Source organism: Oxalicibacterium sp., assembly GCF_057353965.1.
The window spans coordinates 100,001-119,906 of record NZ_JBMQZD010000001.1; the positions used below are offsets into that span (position 1 = coordinate 100,001).

The 19,906-nt window shown below is 60.1% G+C and carries 19 protein-coding genes; 9 read left to right on the forward strand and 10 right to left on the reverse strand.

Features of this window, described 5'->3' with window-relative positions; all coding sequences use genetic code 11:
* The first annotated feature begins 1 nt into the window (after position 1).
* Both ACO1VH_RS00505 and ACO1VH_RS00510 read left to right on the forward strand, forming a co-directional pair.
* Positions 2 to 763, forward strand: a complete 762-nt coding sequence (locus ACO1VH_RS00505) for an ABC transporter permease (protein ID WP_486241559.1) — start codon at positions 2 to 4, stop codon at positions 761 to 763.
* A gap of 113 nt (positions 764 to 876) precedes the next feature.
* Complete coding sequence (locus tag ACO1VH_RS00510) at positions 877 to 1,290, forward strand: lysozyme inhibitor LprI family protein (protein WP_486241561.1); 414 nt, start codon at positions 877 to 879, stop codon at positions 1,288 to 1,290.
* Positions 1,291 to 1,294: 4 nt separating this feature from the next.
* On the opposite strand, the gene ACO1VH_RS00515 is transcribed toward ACO1VH_RS00510, so the two are convergent.
* Positions 1,295 to 1,735, reverse strand: a complete 441-nt coding sequence (locus ACO1VH_RS00515; RefSeq protein ID WP_486241563.1) for a YybH family protein — start codon at positions 1,733 to 1,735, stop codon at positions 1,295 to 1,297.
* Between the two features lie 12 nt (positions 1,736 to 1,747).
* Here ACO1VH_RS00515 and ACO1VH_RS00520 point away from each other — a divergent pair, with 12 nt between their 5' ends.
* From ACO1VH_RS00520 to ACO1VH_RS00530, 3 genes are all read left to right on the forward strand, one after another.
* Positions 1,748 to 2,137, forward strand: a complete 390-nt coding sequence (locus ACO1VH_RS00520; protein WP_486241565.1) for a GNAT family N-acetyltransferase — start codon at positions 1,748 to 1,750, stop codon at positions 2,135 to 2,137.
* A 211-nt stretch (positions 2,138 to 2,348) separates the two neighbouring features.
* Complete coding sequence (locus tag ACO1VH_RS00525; protein ID WP_486241567.1) at positions 2,349 to 4,463, forward strand: putative bifunctional diguanylate cyclase/phosphodiesterase; 2,115 nt, start codon at positions 2,349 to 2,351, stop codon at positions 4,461 to 4,463.
* A gap of 303 nt (positions 4,464 to 4,766) precedes the next feature.
* Positions 4,767 to 6,845, forward strand: coding sequence for a putative bifunctional diguanylate cyclase/phosphodiesterase (locus ACO1VH_RS00530; protein WP_486241569.1), 2,079 nt, complete (start codon positions 4,767 to 4,769; stop codon positions 6,843 to 6,845).
* A 62-nt stretch (positions 6,846 to 6,907) separates the two neighbouring features.
* Here the strand turns inward: ACO1VH_RS00530 and ACO1VH_RS00535 are convergent, their stop codons facing one another.
* From ACO1VH_RS00535 to ACO1VH_RS00550, 4 genes are all read right to left on the reverse strand, one after another.
* Positions 6,908 to 7,966 carry an alkene reductase gene (locus ACO1VH_RS00535; RefSeq protein WP_486241571.1) on the reverse strand — a complete coding sequence of 353 codons (1,059 nt, stop codon included), beginning with the start codon at positions 7,964 to 7,966 and terminating at the stop codon, positions 6,908 to 6,910.
* 70 nt (positions 7,967 to 8,036) lie between these two features.
* Positions 8,037 to 9,218, reverse strand: a complete 1,182-nt coding sequence (locus ACO1VH_RS00540) for an MFS transporter (RefSeq protein WP_486241573.1) — start codon at positions 9,216 to 9,218, stop codon at positions 8,037 to 8,039.
* A gap of 32 nt (positions 9,219 to 9,250) precedes the next feature.
* Positions 9,251 to 9,571: an ArsR/SmtB family transcription factor gene (locus ACO1VH_RS00545; protein WP_486241575.1), complete on the reverse strand. Its 321-nt coding sequence runs from the start codon at positions 9,569 to 9,571 to the stop codon at positions 9,251 to 9,253.
* Positions 9,572 to 9,830: 259 nt separating this feature from the next.
* On the reverse strand, positions 9,831 to 10,976 hold the full coding sequence (locus tag ACO1VH_RS00550; RefSeq protein ID WP_486241576.1) for an alpha-hydroxy acid oxidase: 1,146 nt from the start codon (positions 10,974 to 10,976) through the stop codon (positions 9,831 to 9,833).
* Positions 10,977 to 11,215: 239 nt separating this feature from the next.
* Here ACO1VH_RS00550 and ACO1VH_RS00555 point away from each other — a divergent pair, with 239 nt between their 5' ends.
* Positions 11,216 to 12,397, forward strand: a complete 1,182-nt coding sequence (locus tag ACO1VH_RS00555; protein ID WP_486241578.1) for an HPP family protein — start codon at positions 11,216 to 11,218, stop codon at positions 12,395 to 12,397.
* An 18-nt stretch (positions 12,398 to 12,415) separates the two neighbouring features.
* Positions 12,416 to 12,883, forward strand: coding sequence for a PAS domain-containing protein (locus ACO1VH_RS00560; protein WP_486241580.1), 468 nt, complete (start codon positions 12,416 to 12,418; stop codon positions 12,881 to 12,883).
* A 213-nt stretch (positions 12,884 to 13,096) separates the two neighbouring features.
* Here ACO1VH_RS00560 and ACO1VH_RS00565 read toward each other — a convergent pair whose 3' ends face one another.
* The 4 genes from ACO1VH_RS00565 to ACO1VH_RS00580 all read right to left on the reverse strand — a co-directional run bounded on the left by ACO1VH_RS00565 (position 13,097) and on the right by ACO1VH_RS00580 (position 16,682).
* Positions 13,097 to 13,564 carry a GNAT family N-acetyltransferase gene (locus ACO1VH_RS00565; protein WP_486241582.1) on the reverse strand — a complete coding sequence of 156 codons (468 nt, stop codon included), beginning with the start codon at positions 13,562 to 13,564 and terminating at the stop codon, positions 13,097 to 13,099.
* Between the two features lie 100 nt (positions 13,565 to 13,664).
* Positions 13,665 to 15,404: a chloride channel protein gene (locus ACO1VH_RS00570; RefSeq protein ID WP_486241584.1), complete on the reverse strand. Its 1,740-nt coding sequence runs from the start codon at positions 15,402 to 15,404 to the stop codon at positions 13,665 to 13,667.
* A gap of 32 nt (positions 15,405 to 15,436) precedes the next feature.
* Entirely contained in the window at positions 15,437 to 15,871 is a 435-nt protein-coding gene (locus ACO1VH_RS00575) for a MarR family winged helix-turn-helix transcriptional regulator (protein WP_486241586.1), read from the reverse strand.
* 229 nt (positions 15,872 to 16,100) lie between these two features.
* Positions 16,101 to 16,682 (reverse strand): restriction endonuclease, encoded by a 582-nt coding sequence (locus ACO1VH_RS00580; protein ID WP_486241588.1) that lies wholly within the window; start codon positions 16,680 to 16,682, stop codon positions 16,101 to 16,103.
* 148 nt (positions 16,683 to 16,830) lie between these two features.
* Here ACO1VH_RS00580 and ACO1VH_RS00585 point away from each other — a divergent pair, with 148 nt between their 5' ends.
* On the forward strand, positions 16,831 to 17,397 hold the full coding sequence (locus ACO1VH_RS00585) for a M15 family metallopeptidase (protein ID WP_486241590.1): 567 nt from the start codon (positions 16,831 to 16,833) through the stop codon (positions 17,395 to 17,397).
* Positions 17,398 to 17,779: 382 nt separating this feature from the next.
* Here the strand turns inward: ACO1VH_RS00585 and ACO1VH_RS00590 are convergent, their stop codons facing one another.
* A complete protein-coding gene (locus ACO1VH_RS00590; RefSeq protein ID WP_486241592.1) occupies positions 17,780 to 18,664 on the reverse strand; it encodes a LysR substrate-binding domain-containing protein in 885 nt (294 codons plus the stop codon).
* 134 nt (positions 18,665 to 18,798) lie between these two features.
* Here ACO1VH_RS00590 and ACO1VH_RS00595 point away from each other — a divergent pair, with 134 nt between their 5' ends.
* Positions 18,799 to 19,701 (forward strand): NAD-dependent epimerase/dehydratase family protein, encoded by a 903-nt coding sequence (locus ACO1VH_RS00595; RefSeq protein WP_486241594.1) that lies wholly within the window; start codon positions 18,799 to 18,801, stop codon positions 19,699 to 19,701.
* The last annotated feature ends 205 nt before the right edge of the window (positions 19,702 to 19,906 follow it).

The window sequence follows — 19,906 nt, forward strand, 5'->3', positions numbered from 1 at the left end:
CATGAATTTTTACGCAATCCGCGCCATCTACCTGTTCGAAATGGCGCGCACCTGGCGCACGCTGATGCAGAGCATCGCATCACCGGTCATTTCCACCTCGCTGTACTTCGTCGTGTTCGGTTCGGCCATCGGCTCGCACATGGTCGAGATCGGCGGCGTCAGCTACGGCGCCTTCATCGTGCCCGGCCTGATCATGATGGCGCTGATGACGCAGAGCATCTCGAATGCGTCGTTCGGTATCTTCATGCCGAAATGGTCGCGCACCATCTATGAAATCCTGTCGGCGCCGATTTCCTATGTGGAAATCGTGCTGGGCTACGTCGGCGCGGCGGCCACCAAGTCGGTGATCCTCGGCTTGCTGACGCTGATCACGGCGCGGCTGTTCGTCAGTTTCGAGATTGCGCATCCGCTCTGGATGATCTTCTTCCTGCTGCTGATTTCGATCACGTTTAGCCTGTTTGGCTTCATCATCGGCGTGTGGGCGCCCAGCTTCGAAAAACTGCAGATCATCCCGCTGATGATCGTCACGCCGCTGGCCTTCCTCGGCGGCAGCTTCTATTCGATTTCGATGCTGCCGCCGTTCTGGCAGAAGGTGGCGCTGGCCAATCCGGTGGTTTATCTGATCAGCGGCTTCCGCTGGAGCTTCTTCGGCGTGGCTGACGTGCATGTGGGCATCAGCATCGGCATGACGCTGGTGTTCTTGGCGATCTGCCTGACCATCGTCTGGCTGATCTTCAAGACCGGCTACCGGCTCAAGAGCTGATGCCGTACGCAACGTCAACTCGTATCAACATGCGCCGGCCTGCGTGTTGACGTTGCGCGGAATTTGCCGCACTCTATTCGCGCTGCAACCCTCTTTTCTTCCGAAGGCACACAATGAAAAAAATCTCCCTGATCCTTCTCGCCCTGCTTCCCTTCGCCGTCCACGCGCAACAGCAGCAGGTCGATCCCTGCATCACGAAAGCAAGCACGCAGGAAATGAGCAGCTGCGCGAAGGAAGAATACGAAAAGGCCGATGAGAAGCTGCAGCAGGTCTACAAGGCGTTGCTGAAACAGATTCCGCAACAGGATGAAGACGGCATTCCTTACACCGCCACCAAGAAGCAGCTGCGCGTGGCGCAGAAGGCCTGGCAGGAATTCGTCAAGCAGGATTGCAAGACGATTTCGATCTACAACAAGGGCTCGCCTCTGCGCGACGTCGAACGCTACAGCTGCCTGCGCCTGCACACACAACAGCGCACGTCCGATCTGGAGCGCTTCCTGTCGCGCCGCAACAAGCCGCAGTCGTAATGCTTCAGGCGGGCTGGCGTTGCGCCATGCCCGCGCGCATGCTGCCGTACGGATCGTCGATGACGTAGCGCCACGATCCGTCCGGCTGCCGGCGCAGCACTTCCAGCGTATCGACGCTGCCCTGCTTCAACTTCCCTTCCTTGTCGGTCCACGACAAATCTGCCTTCATCCGGTTGGTTGCCAGCTTGCCGTCGGCGCTGATCGTGGCGTGGATGAAATCGATCGTGAACTTCGGCTTCATCGCGATCAGGCCGGCATTGCTGGCGCGGATCGCGTCGAGGCCGGTCATCGGCTCACCCGATTTCTTGAACAGGATGGCATCGGCTTCATAGACGGCGACCGACGCTTCGATGTCGCCGGATTCCAGCGCGGCGATCAGGATGCGGCTGCAGTCTTCCGGCTGCATGGCGCGTGGCGAGGATGAGGCGTTATGATCGTTGGACATGCAGTTTCTCCAATGAATGATGTGCGCAAGGTACAAAGGCGCGACGAATCGAATATCGCCGACAGTATGAACCAGATGCAGAGGGAACGCGAAACGCAGCGCTTCGAATGGCGGCCGGATGGAGAATCCGGCGCCCCCTGCGAACTATGCGGCTTCGTCGACTACTATCGCTTCGGCGATATCGCCATCGTCACGCATACGGAAACCTCGCCTTCGCTGGCGGGCAAAGGTCACGGCAGCCGGCTTGCGGCCGCTGCGCTGACATGGATGGCGCAACAAGGGCTGCATGTCGTGCCCGTCTGCGGCTTCATGGCGCATTTCCTGCGCACGCATCCCGAACATCAAGGCGTACTCACGCCGACCGTCCGCGCCATTTTCGGGATCGCGGAAAATCGGGCGTAATCAATTGACATCTTTGTCAACGAATGTGAAAACCGTCGTCTTTTGAAGACGCCATGCGGGCATTGCGCATGGACGCTACCGGCGTTCGCCTGTAGCATCTGCCCTTTTCCGATACGACGGCCCTCCGTCGCGCATTGCCTCCACCCAACCGGCAGGACGGCGAATTCCTGCGACACGGCGTCCGAGAGCGCCCCGGCCACAGACATACACGATGCTTGCCGCGCAATATGACACCCTGCTGGTCCTGATTTCCATCCTCGTTGCCATCCTCGCCTCCTACACGGCGCTGGACATGGCAGGCAGAATCAATTCCGTCCACCATAAGGGCACCTTCGGCTGGCTGGCCGGCGGCGCGATCGCCATGGGCGTCGGCATCTGGTCCATGCATTTCATCGGCATGCTGGCGTTTCGCCTGCCGATTCCGCTCGGTTACGACATCGGCCTGACCTGCCTGTCGCTGGCGCTGGTGATCTGCGCCTCCGGCTTTGCGCTGTGGCGCGTCAGCCAGCCCAGCCTGCCGTTGAAACAACTATTTATCAGCGCCGTGTTGATGGGCGCGGCGATCGCCGGCATGCACTACGTCGGCATGGCGGCGATGCGCATGCGCCCGGGCATCGACTACGATCCGCTGCTGTTCGGCGTCTCCATCCTGATCGCGATCGGCGCATCGGGCGCCGCTTTGTGGATCGCCTTCATGCTGCGTAAAGACACGCCGCATGTGCGTCTGGCGCGCGCCGGCGCCGCCGTCGTCATGGGTGCAGCCATTGTTGGCATGCATTACACCGGCATGGCCGCCGCGCACTTCGCCGAAGGCAGCATCTGTCTGGCCGCGGCGGAAGACGGCATCGGTGCCGGCTGGCTGGCGATTCTGATCATCGTCGTCACGCTGGCGGTGCTGGCGATCGCCCTGCTGACCTCAGTCTTCGATTCGCGGCTGGAATCGCAGACCGCCAAGCTGGCGCGCTCGCTGGCCGACGCCAACGAGGAGCTGGTGCATCAAGCGCTGCACGACAACCTGACGCAACTGGCCAATCGCAGCCTGCTGGAAGATCGGCTGGAACAAATGCTGCGCAAGGCCGAACGCGAACACGGCCGTTTTGCGCTGATGTTCATCGATCTGGACGGCTTCAAGACGATCAACGATTCGCTCGGCCATCACATTGGCGATCTGCTGCTGATTGAAGTGGCGCGGCGCTTCCGTTCCATCATCCGCGGCCAGGAAACCGTGGCGCGGCTGGGCGGCGACGAATTCGTCGTGCTGGTCGAAATCCGCGACCCTGAAGATGCTGCGCCAGTCGCACACAAGCTGCTGCACGCCGCCAGCGAACGCCTGCAGGTCGAATCGCACGATCTCGGCATCTCGGCCAGCATCGGCGTGGCGCTCTACCCGGAAGACGGCACCACCAGCCACGATCTGCTGATCAATGCAGACGCCGCGATGTATCACGCCAAGGCGGCCGGCCGTAACGCCTACCGCTTCTTCGAGACGTCGATGAACACCAACGTCCACAACCAGCTGCAGATCATGCAGGACCTGCGCCTGGCACTGGAGCGCAACGAATTCCGCCTGCACTATCAGGCCAAATACGATGCCGCCAATCGCCGCGTGATCGGCGCCGAAGCGTTGTTGCGCTGGCAGCATCCGACGCGCGGCCTGATCGCGCCCGATCACTTCATCGCGCTGGCCGAGAAGAGCGGCATGATCGTGCCGATCGGCGAATGGGTGCTGGACGAGGCCTGCCGACAGATGCGCGCGTGGTACGACGCCGGCAACACGGAATGGAAGGTTTCCGTCAACCTGTCTGCCGTGCAGTTCGCGCACGACAATCTGATCGAACTGGTCAAGGCCACGCTGCAGCACCACCATCTGCCGCCGCGCTGCCTGATCCTCGAAGTGACCGAATCGACGGCGATGCAGGATGTGGAAACCAGCCTGGCGATCCTGAATCGGCTGGCGGGACTGGGCATCGACATTTCGATCGACGATTTCGGCACAGGCTATTCCAGCCTGCTCTACCTGAAGCGCATGCCGGCGCGCGAACTGAAGATCGACCGCGGCTTCATCCGCGATCTGGCGGACGGCACCGACGATGCCGCCATCGTTTCCGCCATCATCGCGCTCGGCCATTCGCTCGATCTGCACATCGTCGCCGAAGGCGTGGAAACCGTGAAGCAGCAGGATTTTCTGACCGAACTCGGCTGCAACAGCCTGCAGGGCTATCTGTTGGGCCGGCCGATGACGGCGGAACAATTCCAAATATTGACGACGATGCCACCCATCTCCAAAGCTTCAACGCCATTTCACATGGACGAAAGGCCGGCATGATGCCGGCCTTTTTTATTTGCTGAACGCACCTCAACATCGCAGCAAGCCATCCGGTATTCCACGATATGACGGCGATCATATCTGTCCGCCCTCATGCAACAGCCTCTCTAGCACAAAGCCAGGCATAACCAATTGCCATCATTGTCAAGAAGTGTCAAAGCTTCCGGGATTTGAAAAGTTCCCCTATAGCATTGCCTTCATCGCGCGACGTTTTTTCATCATGCAATACCTTCGCTGACCAACCGGTTTCGTTTTTTGCGCTACGCAGTTGCCCAAGATGCCACTCCGGTTACCGACAATACGATGCTTGTTACGCAATACGATATTCCGCTGGCCCTGGTTTCCATTCTTGTCGCCGTCCTGGCCTCCTACACGGCACTCGACATGGCGGGCAGGATCAATGCTGCGCACAAAAAAGGCGCGTTCGGCTGGCTCGCCGGCGGTGCAGCCGCCATGGGCATCGGCATCTGGTCGATGCACTTTATCGGCATGCTGGCGTTTCGCCTGCCGATCCCGCTTGGCTATGACATCAAACTGACTTCTCTTTCACTGGCGCTGGCCGTCTTCGCCTCTGGCTTTGCGCTGTGGCGTGTCAGCCAGCCCAGCCTGCCGCTCAAGCAACTTTTGTACAGCGCCGTCCTGATGGGCACCGCCATCGCCGGCATGCACTACACCGGCATGGCGGCCATGCGCATGCGTCCCGGTATCAATTACGATCCGCAGCTGTTTGCCACCTCCATTCTGGTGGCCATTGCCGCTTCCGGTGTTGCATTGTGGATCGCCTTCGTTCTTCGCAAGGATACGCCGCATGTGCGATTGGTACGTGGCGCAGCCGCCGTCGTCATGGGCGCGGCAATCAGCGGCATGCACTATATCGGCATGGCAGCGGCGCATTTTGCCGAGGGCAGCGTCTGCATGGCGGCAGTGGAAAACGGCATCAACACCGACTGGCTCGCCGTCCTGATCATCGTTGTAACGCTGGCGGTTCTGGCAATCGCCCTACTGGCCTCGGTCTTCGATGCACGACTGGAATCGCAGACAACCCGTCTGGCGCAATCGCTGGCCGACACCAACGAAAAATTGATGCATCGCGCCCTGCACGACAGCCTGACGCAGCTGGCCAATCGCAGCTTGCTGGAAGATCGTCTGGAGCAAATGGTACGCAAAGCCGAGCGCGAACAGGGTCGCTTTGCGCTGATATTCATCGATCTCGATGGCTTCAAGACGATCAATGATTCACTCGGCCATCATATCGGTGACTTGCTGCTGATCGAAGTCGCGCATCGTTTTCGTGCCGTCATCCGCGGCCAGGACACCGTGGCCCGCCTGGGCGGCGACGAATTCGTCGTGTTGATCGACATCAACGATCCGGAGGATGCCGCATCAGTCGCTCTCAAGCTGCTTGAAACGGCCAATGAAGAAATCCGCATCGAAACGCTCGATCTTCGCATCTCGGCCAGCATCGGTGTCGCCGTCTATCCGGAAAATGGTACGACCAGCCACAGCCTGATGGTCAATGCGGATGCCGCGATGTATCACGCCAAGGCCGCCGGCCGCAACGATTACCGTTTCTTCGAAGCGTCGATGAACGCCAACGTCCATAACCACCTGCAAATCGTGCAGGACCTGCGTCTGGCGCTGGAACGTAATGAATTTCAGCTGCACTATCAGGCCAAGCGCGATACGGCCAGTCGCCGCGTGATCGGCGCCGAAGCACTGTTACGTTGGCAGCATCCGGTGCATGGTCTTCTCACGCCGGATCATTTTCTCGCCCAGGCCGAAAAAAGCGGCCTGATCGTGCCAATCGGCGAATGGGTGCTGAACGAAGCCTGCCATCAGATGTGGCAGTGGTACGACGCTGGCCGTACCGAGTGGAAAATATCGGTCAACCTGTCCGCCATCCAATTTGCCCATGGCAAGCTGGTCGATATGGTCGAGTCGGCACTGCATCGGCACCACTTGCCGCCGCACCGCCTGATTCTGGAAATCGCCGAATCGACGGTAATGAGGGATGCGGAAGCCAGCCTTGTCATTCTCGAACGGCTGGCTGCATTGGGTGTCGATATCTCGATCGACAACTTCGGCGCAGGCTATCCCAATCTGCTTTCCCTGAAACGCATGCCGATACGCGAACTGAAGATCAACCGCGAATTCATCCGCAATCTGGATCATCATGCCGAGAACAATTTCGTCGTTTTCGACATCATTACTCTCGGCCAATCGCTCGATCTGCGCATCGTGGCGGAAGGCGTGGAAACCGAGAAACAGCAAAACATCTTGACTGCACTCGGTTGCAACAATCTGCAAGGCTATCTGCAAGGACGCCCGATGTCACCAGAACAGTTCCGGTCTCTGACCTTCCCGTCTCCGCATTCCGCATGAAAAAAGCCGGCAACCTGCCGGCTTTTTTCATTGCGCCATATTGAATCCTCTTTTCGAATCAATCAGGCCAGCGCCGGATAGTCGACATACCCTTCCGGCGTCGGTGCATAGAACGATTCCGGCTTCGGCTCGTTCAGCGGCGCATCCAGCTGCAGGCGTTTCGGCAGATCCGGATTGGCGATGAACAGTTTGCCGAATGCGATCGCATCGGCTTCGCCGCCGGCGATCACCTGCTCGGCCGTCGCCTTCGTCATCTGTTCGTTGGCGATATAGACGCCGCCGAACAGTTTCTTCAACTGCGGGCCGATACGGTTGTCGCCCAGCGATTCGCGCGCGCAGATGAAGGCGATGCCGCGCTTGCCGAGCTCCTTTGCGACATAACCAAAGGTCGCCAGCGGATCGGAATCGTGCATGTCGTGCGCATCGCCGCGCGGCGCCAGATGCATGCCTACGCGATCGGCGCCCCATACATCGATGCAGGCGTCCGTCACTTCCAGCATCAGCCGCGCGCGATTCTCGATCGAACCGCCATAGGCGTCGGTGCGCTTGTTGCTGCCATTCTGCAGGAACTGATCCAGCAGGTAGCCATTCGCGCCGTGTATTTCAACGCCGTCGAAACCCGCCTTCTTGGCGTTCTCCGCGCCCTTGCGATAGGCAGCGACGATGCCGGGAATCTCGTCCAGTTCCAGCGCACGCGGCGTGACGTATTCGCGTTGCGGACGTACCAGGCTGACGTGGCCCTTCGGCTGGATCGCGCTCGGTGCAACCGGCAGATTGCCGTCGAGGAAGACCGGATCGGAAATGCGGCCGACGTGCCACAGCTGCAGGAATATCTTGCCGCCCTTCGCATGCACCGCGTTCGTCACCAGCATCCAGCCTTCGACCTGTTCGTCGGACCAGATGCCCGGCGTATCGGCATAACCGACGCCCTGCGGCGTAACAGCCGTCGCCTCGCTCAGAATCAGGCCGGCCGATGCGCGCTGCTCGTAGTACTGCGCCATCAGCGCGTTCGGCACGCGGCCGCCGCCGACTGCGCGCGAACGTGTCAAAGGCGCCATGACGATGCGGTTAGGCAATTCGAGATCGCCGATCTTGATCGGCGTGAAAAGTGTGTTGCTCATATCGTTCTCCAAAAAGTCGGAACAGGAATGTCTTAAACGGGACTACAAATTCGGCAAATTCAGTCAAGGCTCAGCAGGCATCGGCAACGACAGCCAGCGGACGTTCGTTTTCATTGGCAGCCAGCCGCATCGAAATGCGCATCGCCACAACCGAAGCCAGCGCCAGCGTGCCGGCTGCCAGCGGCACCGCGCGCAGGCCCAGACCTTCGCTGATGACCAGGCCACCGACCCACGCACCCAGCGCGTTGCCGACGTTGAAGGCGCCGATGTTCAGCGTGGCGACCAGGTTCGGCGCATCCTTGCCGAAGATCATCACGTTGATCTGCAGGCCGGACACGGCGGCGAACGACACCATCGCCCAGATGAACAGATTGATTTCGACCGGGATGAAGGCGGGACTGGTCCAGCGCACCAGCGAGGCGACGACCGCCAGCACCGCGAAGATGCCGGTCAGCGCGGTGCCGAGCCGCCAGTCAGCCAGACGGCCACCGATCACGTTGCCTATCGTCAGGCCGAGGCCGATCAGGAACAGCGTCCACGTCACGCCGTGCGGAGACAGGTGCGTGACGTCTTCCAGCAGCGGCGCGACGTAGGTGAACAGCGCAAAGGTGGCGGCGGAAAACAGCATCGTGGTCGACAGCGCCGCCCACAGGCCGGCATTGCGCAGCTGACCGATCTCGGCACGCAGGTCGGCCTTTTCTTCATCGTGACGCATCGGCATCACGCGCCACAACCCGATCAGCGACAGCACACCGAGCACCGCTACCGCCCAGAACGTCATCGGCCAGCCGGCCAGTTGTCCGAGCGCGGTACCGAGCGGCACGCCCAGCACGTTGGCCAGCGTCAGGCCGGTGAACATCAGCGCGACGGCGGAAGCCTTGCGGTTTTCCGGCACCAGGCTGGCCGCGACGACCGAACCGATGCCGAAGAAGGCGCCGTGGCACAGCGACGTGATGATGCGCGCCGCCATCAGGAAGCCGTAGCTGGCGGCGACCGCGCACAGCACGTTGCCGAGGATGAAGATGCCCATCAGGATCAGCAGCGCGCGCTTGCGCGGCAGCGATGCGGTAAGGACGGCCATCACCGGCGCGCCGAGCGCAACGCCCAATGCGTAGCCGCTGATCAGCCAGCCGGCGGTCGGAATGGAAACGGACAGGCTGCGCGCGACGTCCGGCAGCAGTCCCATGATGACGAATTCGGTGGTACCGATCGCGAATGCGGACAGCGCCAGGACGAGAAGAGCTAAAGGCATGGAAAACTTTCTGAATGAATGTTCAGGATCGATCAAAGATCGTCATGGATGGTATGCAGGAAGGCCTGGATGGTTTCTTCATTGCGCTTGAAGAAAATCCACTGCCCCACGCGGCGCGGCGTGATGAGCCCCGCCGCCTGCAGCGTTGCCAGATGCGCGGACACCGTCGATTGCGACAGTCCGCTGCGCTTGTCGATCTGGCCACAACAGACGCCGAAATCGAGCGGATGCTCCTGTTCGGGGAAATTGACCTCGGGGTCCTTCAGCCAGCCCAGAATCTCGCGCCGGACCGGATTGGCCAGCGCCTTGTGGATGGCATCGATGTCGATGGATGTAGTGGATGGTTTTTTCATATTTCGTTCAAGATCGAATCTAATTTCGGAAAATACAGAAATTTATATCGGAATTTTACGATACAAATAAAAAGCGTGCTGGCGCTGCCCGAATCCGGTCGGAACGGGCCCGTTCCAGCAGACGCTTTGCTGACTCAATCAGGAAGAACGGCGCCGGCCGGCGATGTCGGCCAGCCCGTCGCAATAGAAGCCGGAAATGAAAAGACCGCCATTCGGCGGTCTGTATGGAAGAATGCAGCGGCGACGTTCAGTACGTCGTTCAATATGTGCCGGGCACCAGTATTCCGCGATCGACCTTCTTCACGTCGGTCAATCCGCAGAAAGCCATCGTGATGTCCATCTCGCGCTCGATGATCTCCAGCGTCTTCGTCACGCCCTCCTCGCCCATCGCGCCGAGGCCGTACAGGAAGGCACGGCCGATGTGTACCGCCTTCGCGCCAAGCGCGATCGCCTTCAGCGCATCTTGGCCGGAACGAATGCCGCCATCCATGTGCACCTCGATCTTGTCTCCGACCGCATCGACGATGGGCGGCAGCGCCGCGATGGACGACAGCGCGCCGTCGAGCTGGCGGCCGCCGTGGTTGGAGACGATCAGCGCATCAGCGCCGCTGTTTACAGCCAGCTTCGCATCTTCCGGGTCCATGATGCCCTTGACGATGACCTTGCCGCCCCAGCGCTGCTTGATCCATTCGACATCGTCCCACGACAGCGACGGATCGAACTGCTGTGCGCACCACGACGACAGCGACGACATGTCGTCCACGTCGCTCGCATGGCCGACGATGTTGCCGAAGCCGCGGCGCGGCGTGCCCAGCATGCCCATGCACCAGCGCGGCTTGGTCATCATGTTGACGATGTTCGGCAGCGTCAGCTTGGGCGGCGCAGATAAGCCGTTCTTCAGATCCTTGTGGCGCTGGCCCAGCACCTGCAGATCCAGCGTGACGACCAGTGCCGAGCAGTTAGCCGCTTGCGCGCGCTCGATCAGGCGTTCGATGAAGCCACGGTCCTTCATCATGTAGAGCTGGAACCAGAACGGCTTGCTGGTACGCGCCGCCACGTCCTCGATCGAGCAGATGCTCATCGTCGACAGCGTGAACGGCACGCCGAACTTTTCCGCCGCACGCGCTGCGAGGATTTCGCCGTCCGCATGTTGCATGCCTGTGAAACCGGTCGGCGCCAATGCGACCGGCATGCGCACATCCTGGCCGATCATCGTCGTCTTCAGCGTGCGGTTGTTCATGTCGACCGCCACGCGCTGGCGGAATTTCATCGGTGCGAAATCAGCGCTGTTGGCGCGATACGTCGTCTCGGTCCAGGAACCGGCATCCGCATAATCGTAGAACATGCGCGGCACGCGTTTTTGCGCCAGCACGCGCAGGTCTTCGATATTCGTGATGATGGTCATGCTAGGCTCCGAATTATGTTCATGTTCGACGGCTGACGTTCGACTATAGATGTTCGATTTCTGCCGCCATTCTATTTGCACATGCGTAGCGAACAGATGAATGTTTTTAATGCATCGCAGCAGACCATCGGAGACGATGCGCATTTCCCAAAAATATTGCATTTGATATGCAACATATTTAAACTCGACACTTGCGGGCCTGCAGATGCAGGCCATGTTTTATTTATATCAGGAGCAACATGAATCAATCGGTGCTGCAATGGCTGGCGCGTTTCCGGCCCACGCAAAGTTATGTCGACCGCTACGAGCGCATGCGCGCCAGCGCAGGCGCCCTGTTCGGCATCGTGCTGACCGGCGCCTGCACCTATCTGGTCCTGGGCAGCAACATCCACGCCGCATGGCTGATCGCGCCGATGGGCGCATCGTCGGTGCTGCTGTTTGCCGTGCCTTCCAGTCCGCTGGCACAGCCATGGTCGCTCATTGGCGGCAACATCATCGCCGCCGTCGTGGGCATCACTTGCGCCAAACTGATCGATGCGCCGATGCTGGCAGCCGGCGTCGCCATCGGCATCGCCATCGGCGGCATGATCGCCTTCCGCTGCGTGCATCCGCCCAGCGGCGCAGTCGCGCTGACCGCCGTGCTGGCCGGCACTGGCCCGCACGCGCATGGCTACGATTTCGTGCTCTCGCCTGTTCTCCTGAACTCCGTCATCCTGCTGCTGACCGCACTGTTCTACAACAACGCGACCGGCCGCCGCTATCCGCATCTGGCGATGCCGACACCGGCCGAACGCCACCATACGACGGATGCCGCGCCGACGGAGCGCACCGGCATCACACCCGAGGATCTGGACAACGTGCTCAAGCGCTACAATCAGATCATCGACATCAGCCGCGACGATTTGGAAGAATTGATCCTGCAGACCGAGATGCAGGCTTATCGTCGCCAGATCGGCGGCGTCAAGTGTTCCGACATCATGTCGAAGGACGTCATTTCCGTCTCGTTCGGCACCGAGCTTGCCGACGCCTGGCAACGTCTGCGCGAGCACGATCTCACCGCACTGCCGGTCGTCGATCGCGGCAACCATGTGGTCGGCATCGTGACCAAGGCCGACTACCTGCGGCATGCGGAAGAAGACATGCACGAAGGCCTGGGCAAGCGTCTTGCGCAGTTGATCCTGCCTTCCAAGCTGGCGCATACGGACAAGCACGAGGTCGTCGGCCAGATCATGACGAAAGACGTCATCACGGCCCGCGAAGACCAGTCGATCACCGATCTGGTGCCGCTGATGTCGGACGACGAATTGCACCAGTTGCCGATCGTCGATGAAAACAATCGCCTGGTCGGCCTGATCTCGCAAACCGATCTGATCGCCGCGCTGTACGAACATGCGATGGCCGGCCACACCAACGAATCATGACCCCAAAAGGAGAATGCAATGAGCAACGATAACGGCCTCGACATGGCCATGCTGTACAAGGGACTGGTCGATCAATCGAGCGATGCCATCATCTTCGCCGACCGCAACGGTATCGTGCGGCTCTGGAACAGCGGCGCCGAACGCATCTTCGGCCACAAGGCGGCCGACGTGATCGGCGGTACGCTGGACCTGATCATTCCGGAGCGGATGGTACAGGCGCACAACAACGGCTTCAACCACGCGATTTCCACCGGCGACATGAAGTACGAGAACAAGGTGTTGACGACACGCTCGATGCACAAGGACGGCACGCGCATCTATGTCGACATGAGTTTCGGCCTGGTACGCGACGAAGCCGGCAACGTGCTGGGCGCGCAAGCCATCGCGCGCGACGTCTCCGAACGCTATGCGAACGAATCGGCGCAACGCGTGAAGATCGCCGAACTGGAAAAGGCGCTGGCGGAAAAATCCTCCGCACAATCCTGAGTGCATGGTGGGCTCCTGCATCCCCGCCTCTCTTGAACTGAGCGAATGAATCGGATTGCGCCGCACTCCCCTTTCGCGCCACTTCCGATCAGGCAAAACGGCCCGCATCATGCGGGCCGTTTCCATTTGTCCATCTACAGGAATCGAATCGTTTCGAAAAGACGAGAAATCCTGCGTCAAACCTCCCGTCGAGCTGGTTGACCGTCAGTCACATCAACCGATACGCTTAGACATGCGGTAATTATGGATGGCCACACCATTAATGGTGAAATCATTGCGGGTATCGACACGAAAACCGCGACGCTCGAAAAGACGTCTGGCAGCTTCGCTTGCCTCGACAAATAGACAGGCGATTTCGGCTTTTCTGGCAGCATCCTCTATCGCGGCATAGATCGCTGATCCCACACCAGTTCCGACTACATCCGGACAGCAATAGAGATGGTCGATGTGTCCGTCCGGCTCCAGATCACCGTACCCGATGATCCGCCCGTCCTCATCTACCGCAACCAGGAATATCCGGTCTTGCGCCTGCCGCAAATACCTTTCGGGATCAGGCTTCGATGGGCTCCATGCCTCAACCTGCTCAAACGAATAATCGCGGATACCGATTTCACGAACCGATGCATGAAAAAGAGCTGAAAGCGCATCCGCATCGGACGCTTCAAATGGGCGGATGAGCATTATTCGATACCATGAGTGCCAAAACAGCGCTCCGGACGAGACTCGCCTTGGAGTAACGATCCACCCGTCCTTCCACGACGAAAAACGCCCGGCAGCATAATCACTTCCCCATCAGCTTCTCGCGCACATGCTCCTCTTCATAGACCGTATAGGACGGCTTGACCAGATCGCTGCGGCTGACGATACCCACCAGCACGCGCGAGCGATGATCTTCCACCACCGGCAGCCGCTCCAGATGGCGGCGCGCCATTCTGCGGCCGACGGTCTGGCACGTTTCGGTGCGTAGCGCCATCTCGGGCGTCACGTGATCAAACAGCGCAGCAACCGTGCAATCCGCGCCGCGCGTGCGGATGCCCTCTTCCAGCACGCCGCGATCCATAGTGCCGAGCAGGACGTGCTTGCGATTGATCACCGGGAAGGCGCGATGCGGCTGCGATGCACCGAAATAAAGCTGCGCGGCCTCGCCCAGCGTCAACGATGCATCAATCGTCATCACCTCCGCCGTCATCACGTCGCCAACGAAGGAACGTTCCTGCGGATCGATGCTGTATTCGCGATAGACGTGCAAACCGCGGCGCGCGATCTTTTCCGTCATGATCGAACGGCGCATCACCATGATCGTGAAGCCGTATGAAACGCCGGTTGCCAGCAGCAATGGCAGCAAGGCGTTGAAGTCGCCCGTCAAACCGAGCGCGAACACCGCCGCAGTCAACGGTGCGCCCAGCACACCGGCCAGCACCGCCGCCATGCAGACCAGCGGCCACAGCGCCGCATCGGTGCCCGGCACCAGACTCGAAATCACCGTACCCAATCCGGCACCCAGCATCAGCAACGGCGCCAGCACGCCGCCCGAGGTGCCCGATGCCAGCGCAATCACCCAGATGATCGCCTTGACCACCAGCAGCGACAGCGCGACCGACAGCGCCAGATTGTTGTGCAGCAGATCGGAAATCACGTCGTAACCGACGCCCAAGGCGCGCGGCTGCAACCAGCCGCCGATGCCGACCACCAGCGCGCCGATCGCCGGCCACCACATCCAGTGCACCGGCAACTTGTGGAACCAGTCTTCCACGCGATACAGCGCAGCCGACATGCCGGCCGCCAGCATGCCGCTCAGCAGGCCGGCGACGATGCAGATGACGAACGAAGCCAGCCCCACCGGCTGCGTCTCCATCGGAAACAGCGGACCAGCCTCCAGCAGCAGCGGCCGGCAGAATGCCGCCACCGCGCAGGCGACGATCACCGGCAGCAGGCTGCGCGGCCGCCATTCGAACAGCAGCAGCTCGACCGCCAGCAGCACGGCCGCCACCGGCGTGCTGAAGACTGCCGTCATGCCGGCCGTCGCGCCGGCGACCAGCAAGGTCTTGCGTTCGGCCGCGCTGACCGGGAAATGCTGCGCGATCAGCGAACCGATGGCGCCGCCCGTCATGATGATCGGGCCTTCGGCGCCGAACGGGCCGCCGCTGCCGATCACGATGCCGGAGCTCAGCGGTTTCAGAACCGCGACCTTGGGCGACATGCGGCTCTTGCCGAACAGGATGGATTCGATCGCTTCCGGAATGCCGTGGCCGCGGATCTTGTCCGAGCCGTAGCGCGCGATCAGGCCGACGATCAAGCCGCCGATGATCGGCACGATGATGACCAGCAGCCCCAGCGTGTTGTCGGCCGGCGAGCGATCCTCGAACGACAGGGTCTGGAAGAAGAACAGGTTGGTGAAGAAATGGATCAGGTTCAGCAGCACGTAGGCTGCGACGGTACTGACTGCGCCGATCGCCACGGCGATCGCACACATAAAGACAACCCGCAGATCGGGCGAAAAATCACGTTGATGCGCATGCATGTGAAAAGTCCGGAAACAAAAAATCGGGAAAATCAGGAAAGGCTTTCGCCGTCGTTGAAAGCAGAAATCCGCGCCACCTTGAACACCTTCGACAGCGATTTCAATTCGTTGCGGTGCAGCTCCGCCACATGCCGCACCTGCGATTCACCCAGCTCGGTCAGGCCCACCATCACCTGCCGGCGATCCTCGCGGCCCTGCGTGCGCGACACCAGCCCGGCCTGTTCGCAACGCGACACCAGCGCCACCGCGCCGTGGTGCTTCATCTGCAGGCGTTCGGCCAGCTGGCCGACCGTCACGCTGTCCTGCCCTGGATAGCCCTTGATGTGCAGCAACGCCAGATACTGCAGCGGCGTCAGGCCGACGCTGTGCGCGGCATCTTCGCTGAATTTCAGGAAGCGGCGCATCTGGTAGCGAAACTCCGAAAGCGCCTCGAAATCGCCCTGTTCGAGCGGTGCGGATGACTGCATGGGAAAAATGCGGCCGGCAAGCGGCGAAAACAAAAGCCGGCATCATATCACGCTGTGATATATATCTGCACGCGGCTGCGCATCGGCCCGACCGGACGCGCGCCATCCATGGCTGCGAACTCATGCGCATGGCGGCCTCCCTTCAGGCAGCCGCTCGGCAAATCGTCCGGCCAATAAAAAACCCGGCCGGAGCCGGGTTGCATTTCCTGCATCTTCACATCGAACGTTGTCAGGCCTTGTCGCTGCGTTCGCTCTTCATTTCCCGCATCAACTTGACCAGGGTTGCATCATGCAACAGGCGCATTTTCTTCTCCGCCGCGAAATCCATCGCCTTCGGCGTGAATTCGCCAGCCGTGACATAGAAGGCATCATACAGGCCGTCCCGCTCGACTGCCTTGCACAGTTCGCGCAGCGGTTCGACGCCGGTGCTGGCGACTTTCCAGCGGCGGCAACTGACCAGTGCCGTGCGGCCATCGCTGGTGATCGAAAAATCCGCTTCCGGCATATCGACACGCTTGACCTCGAAACCGTCGCGCCGCAAGGCACGCTCGATCTCGTCCGAAAAATCGCGCCAGGACAGCGCACGAATCTGCTTCAGCATCGCGGTCGTGCGCGCACGGCTCGGCGTGCCCCACTGTTTTTTCAGCGCCATCACGCAGACGATGGCAAACGGCACGCCGGTAGCCATGCCGTAGACGCCGTAACCCGGCGGCATCAGCACCCAGCCGACCAGCGCCAACGCCAGCGAAACCAGTCCGCTCACCCACCACGGCGAACGCAGCAGTATTGCGAAAATAGAATTCTTTGCCATCCTCAATGCCACAATCGTTTCTCCTTTTTTATGTGCGCCGCATGATAGCAGCTTGCGCCGTGCTTTCCGCCATCATTTGCGGAGCGAGGCGACACGGCGTAAGCTGCACCGGTCTTCATTCCAGCGGAAAAACATGCAGCACCAAGAGATGCAATCCAAAGAACGGGAATACCGGCAGCGCATCACGCGCGAACTCGACATCCTCGGCATCACACCCGAACTGCTGGCATGCAAGAACCTGCCGTTCTATTGCGAAGCGGAGGAATTGACCGTCGGCGAAACCGACGCTAGTGGCAGGCAGCACATGATGACGCCCGCCGCAGCCAATGCGTGGAGCGCGATGAAGGCGGCCGCATTGCAGGACGGTGTGATCCTGGAAGTCGTCTCGGCTTTTCGCTCCGTCGAACGGCAGATCGCCATCATTCGCGACAAACTGGACCGCCAGATGCCGATGGAGCGCATCCTGACGCTAAGCGCGCCACCCGGCTACAGCGAACATCACACCGGTTGCGCAATCGACATCAATACGCCCGGCTGCCGGCCAACTGAAGAAGAGTTCGAGCACACGGCAGCGTTCCACTGGCTGGAGCAGCATGCGGGACGCTTTGGTTTCATCCTGTCGTATCCACGCGATAACGATCTGGGCTTCATCTACGAACCGTGGCATTGGTGCTACCAGCCGGAATCGCCATCCCAAAATCAAGAATCAACTTGAGAATTAATTTGTAAGTCCATGTTTTTAATGAATTTATATTTTCAATTCTTCACTTCCAAGCAGGCGACTTCCTCCTGACACCGATGCCTGGACATTGCACCATATAGCAACACTGCGCTTCGCCAGACATGGCCTAGTCAATGCAATCATCCGTTTCCATGGAGGCTGCTTCTGCATGACATTCCCGTGCGTCCGGATCGTTGCAGCTCGATAGACGCAACCCTGCTCGAATGAAGAATCGGCAAAGATTCTCCTGGCATCTTGCCAACAAACTTGCTGGCAGTATTCGAAAAGCGCTGCCGAATTGATGCTGCCGCAAAATAAACGAGATGTAGTTTTACTTTAAAGATATGACGTAATAACCTGTTTTAAAAAGAAAAACCTACATTAATTTTTGTTGCAAAAATTCCAAGAAACAACTGATGCGCCGGGACAACTGCGTATTGCGGTAGTAGACCGCATGGATCGGCTGAAGATAGCCAGTGGCGTGTTCCTCCAGAATTTTCATCAGCCGGCCGGCGGCAATATCGTCCTTCGTCATGAATTCCGCCAGGCAGGCAATCCCTTGTCCTTCCAGCGCCAATGCACGCAGCGTTTCTCCACTGGACGCAAACAACGCAGGCGTTACCGGCAGCATGTCGCCTCCCTCGTGCCGCAACGGCCAGAGATTGCCGTTATCGAAACGCAGGAAACCCAACAACTGGTGCCGGGCCAATTCTTCCGGCGTCTGCGGCGTTCCGTATTTCTGCAGGTAGTCGGGGCTGGCCAGCACGAACAGACGGCTGGCGCGCAACGGCCGCGCATGCAGCGTCGAATCCTGCAGCGCACCGATGCGGATCGCGATATCCGTGCGATGCTCCAGCAGATCCGCCACCTGATCGTTACTGGTCAGTTCCAGCGTGATCTGCGGATACAACCGCCGGAATTCCGCGACGTGCGGCACGATCGCATGCAGGATGAATGGTGAAGCGGCATCCACGCGCAGCCGGCCGCTCGGCTGCTGCCGGCGAATGCGGATCGCTTCCTCCGCTTCATCCATGGCAGCCAGGATGGTCCGTGCCTTTGCCAGCAGCAGATGCCCTTCCTCGGTCAGCTCCATGCGGCGCGTCGTGCGCGTCATCAGCGAGGTTGCCAGCTTTTCCTCCAGCCGCGCCAGCGCACGGCTGACGGCCGATGTGGTCTGCCCCAGATGGGCCGCCGCCGCGCCCAGCGTTCCGCTGTCGACGATGGCGGCGAACAGGCGCAGGTCGTCCGAATTGATTTCCATTCTTGCCTCCGCAGAAAATATATTTTGAGAATACGCCTGTTTATCTCAACAATGAATGCCCGCATAGTGATGCCATGCCGAATCGACAGACAAACCGGCAAACAAACCAACTGGAACAACGAAAGGAAATCGACATGAATGTATTCATCACAGGCGCTGCGGGTTACATCGGTGGATCGGTTGCCGTCCGGCTGCTGCAGGAAGGCTATCAGGTGCGCGGCCTAGTCCGTACGCAGGAACAGGCCGAACGCGTACGCAAGCTCGGCATCGAGCCGGTGGTCGGCACGCTGGAGGATCTGGATCTGCTGGCGCGCGAAGTCCGGCAAGCTGACGCCGTCATCAACGCCGCCAGCTCGGACAACCGTCCGCCGGTAGAAGCGATGCTGGATGCGCTGGTCGGCTCGGGCAAACCCTTCATCCATACCAGCGGCTCCAGCGTGGTCGGCGACGATGCGCGCGGCGAATGGAAATCGGACAAGGTCTACGCCGAAGACACGCCGGTCGACGTGGTGCCGGAAAAAGCCGCGCGCGCCTCGCTCGATAAGCTGATCCTCGATGCCGCGCAGCGTAACGTGCGCTCGGTCATCCTGTGCAACACGATGATCTACGGCACTGGCCTCGGCGTCAGCCCCGACAGCGTCCAGATTCCACCGCTGGTGGCGCAGGCGCAGAAAAGCGGCGTGGCACGCTACGTCGGCAAGGGCGTCAACGTCTGGTCCAACGTCCACATCGCGGACGTCGTCGAACTATATCTGCTGGCATTGAAGAAAGCACCAGCCGGCTCGTTCTACTTCGTCGAAAACGGCGAAGCTTCGTATGCCGACATCGTCGCCGCCATCGCCAAACGCCTGAAACTGGGCGCGCCGCAATCGTGGCCGGTAGAGGAAGCGATCAAGGAATGGGGCTTCGGCCATGCCGTCTATTCCTTCGGCTCCAACAGCCGCGTGACGGCCGACAAGGCACGCCGCGAACTGGGCTGGCAGCCGAAGCACACGTCGGTTTTCGATTGGATCGAAAACGATATGCAGGTGAAGTAGCCTGCGGTCGGCGGCTTGGCGGTGTGTGGCTTGATGGATCAACTTGGCAGATCCATATGCCGCCATTGCCCCGCTTTCCGCCGGCAGGCAGACTGCAAAATCTCGGCAGAAATTTGTTAAATAGCAATAAATTTCTGCCGAAGAATTTTTCCCGGGCTTAATATGTTCTGGCAGTGACTTGCTGAACAAGGACGGCACGTCGATT

Coding starts and splice junctions, on each gene's coding strand:
- ACO1VH_RS00505 (WP_486241559.1), top strand. CDS start 2: ATGAATTTTTACGCAATCCGCGCCATCTACCTGTTCGAAATGGCGCGC.
- ACO1VH_RS00510 (WP_486241561.1), top strand. CDS start 877: ATGAAAAAAATCTCCCTGATCCTTCTCGCCCTGCTTCCCTTCGCCGTC.
- ACO1VH_RS00515 (WP_486241563.1), bottom strand. CDS start 1,735: ATGTCCAACGATCATAACGCCTCATCCTCGCCACGCGCCATGCAGCCG.
- ACO1VH_RS00520 (WP_486241565.1), top strand. CDS start 1,748: ATGAATGATGTGCGCAAGGTACAAAGGCGCGACGAATCGAATATCGCC.
- ACO1VH_RS00525 (WP_486241567.1), top strand. CDS start 2,349: ATGCTTGCCGCGCAATATGACACCCTGCTGGTCCTGATTTCCATCCTC.
- ACO1VH_RS00530 (WP_486241569.1), top strand. CDS start 4,767: ATGCTTGTTACGCAATACGATATTCCGCTGGCCCTGGTTTCCATTCTT.
- ACO1VH_RS00535 (WP_486241571.1), bottom strand. CDS start 7,966: ATGAGCAACACACTTTTCACGCCGATCAAGATCGGCGATCTCGAATTG.
- ACO1VH_RS00540 (WP_486241573.1), bottom strand. CDS start 9,218: ATGCCTTTAGCTCTTCTCGTCCTGGCGCTGTCCGCATTCGCGATCGGT.
- ACO1VH_RS00545 (WP_486241575.1), bottom strand. CDS start 9,571: ATGAAAAAACCATCCACTACATCCATCGACATCGATGCCATCCACAAG.
- ACO1VH_RS00550 (WP_486241576.1), bottom strand. CDS start 10,976: ATGACCATCATCACGAATATCGAAGACCTGCGCGTGCTGGCGCAAAAA.
- ACO1VH_RS00555 (WP_486241578.1), top strand. CDS start 11,216: ATGAATCAATCGGTGCTGCAATGGCTGGCGCGTTTCCGGCCCACGCAA.
- ACO1VH_RS00560 (WP_486241580.1), top strand. CDS start 12,416: ATGAGCAACGATAACGGCCTCGACATGGCCATGCTGTACAAGGGACTG.
- ACO1VH_RS00565 (WP_486241582.1), bottom strand. CDS start 13,564: ATGCTCATCCGCCCATTTGAAGCGTCCGATGCGGATGCGCTTTCAGCT.
- ACO1VH_RS00570 (WP_486241584.1), bottom strand. CDS start 15,404: ATGCATGCGCATCAACGTGATTTTTCGCCCGATCTGCGGGTTGTCTTT.
- ACO1VH_RS00575 (WP_486241586.1), bottom strand. CDS start 15,871: ATGCAGTCATCCGCACCGCTCGAACAGGGCGATTTCGAGGCGCTTTCG.
- ACO1VH_RS00580 (WP_486241588.1), bottom strand. CDS start 16,682: ATGGCAAAGAATTCTATTTTCGCAATACTGCTGCGTTCGCCGTGGTGG.
- ACO1VH_RS00585 (WP_486241590.1), top strand. CDS start 16,831: ATGCAATCCAAAGAACGGGAATACCGGCAGCGCATCACGCGCGAACTC.
- ACO1VH_RS00590 (WP_486241592.1), bottom strand. CDS start 18,664: ATGGAAATCAATTCGGACGACCTGCGCCTGTTCGCCGCCATCGTCGAC.
- ACO1VH_RS00595 (WP_486241594.1), top strand. CDS start 18,799: ATGAATGTATTCATCACAGGCGCTGCGGGTTACATCGGTGGATCGGTT.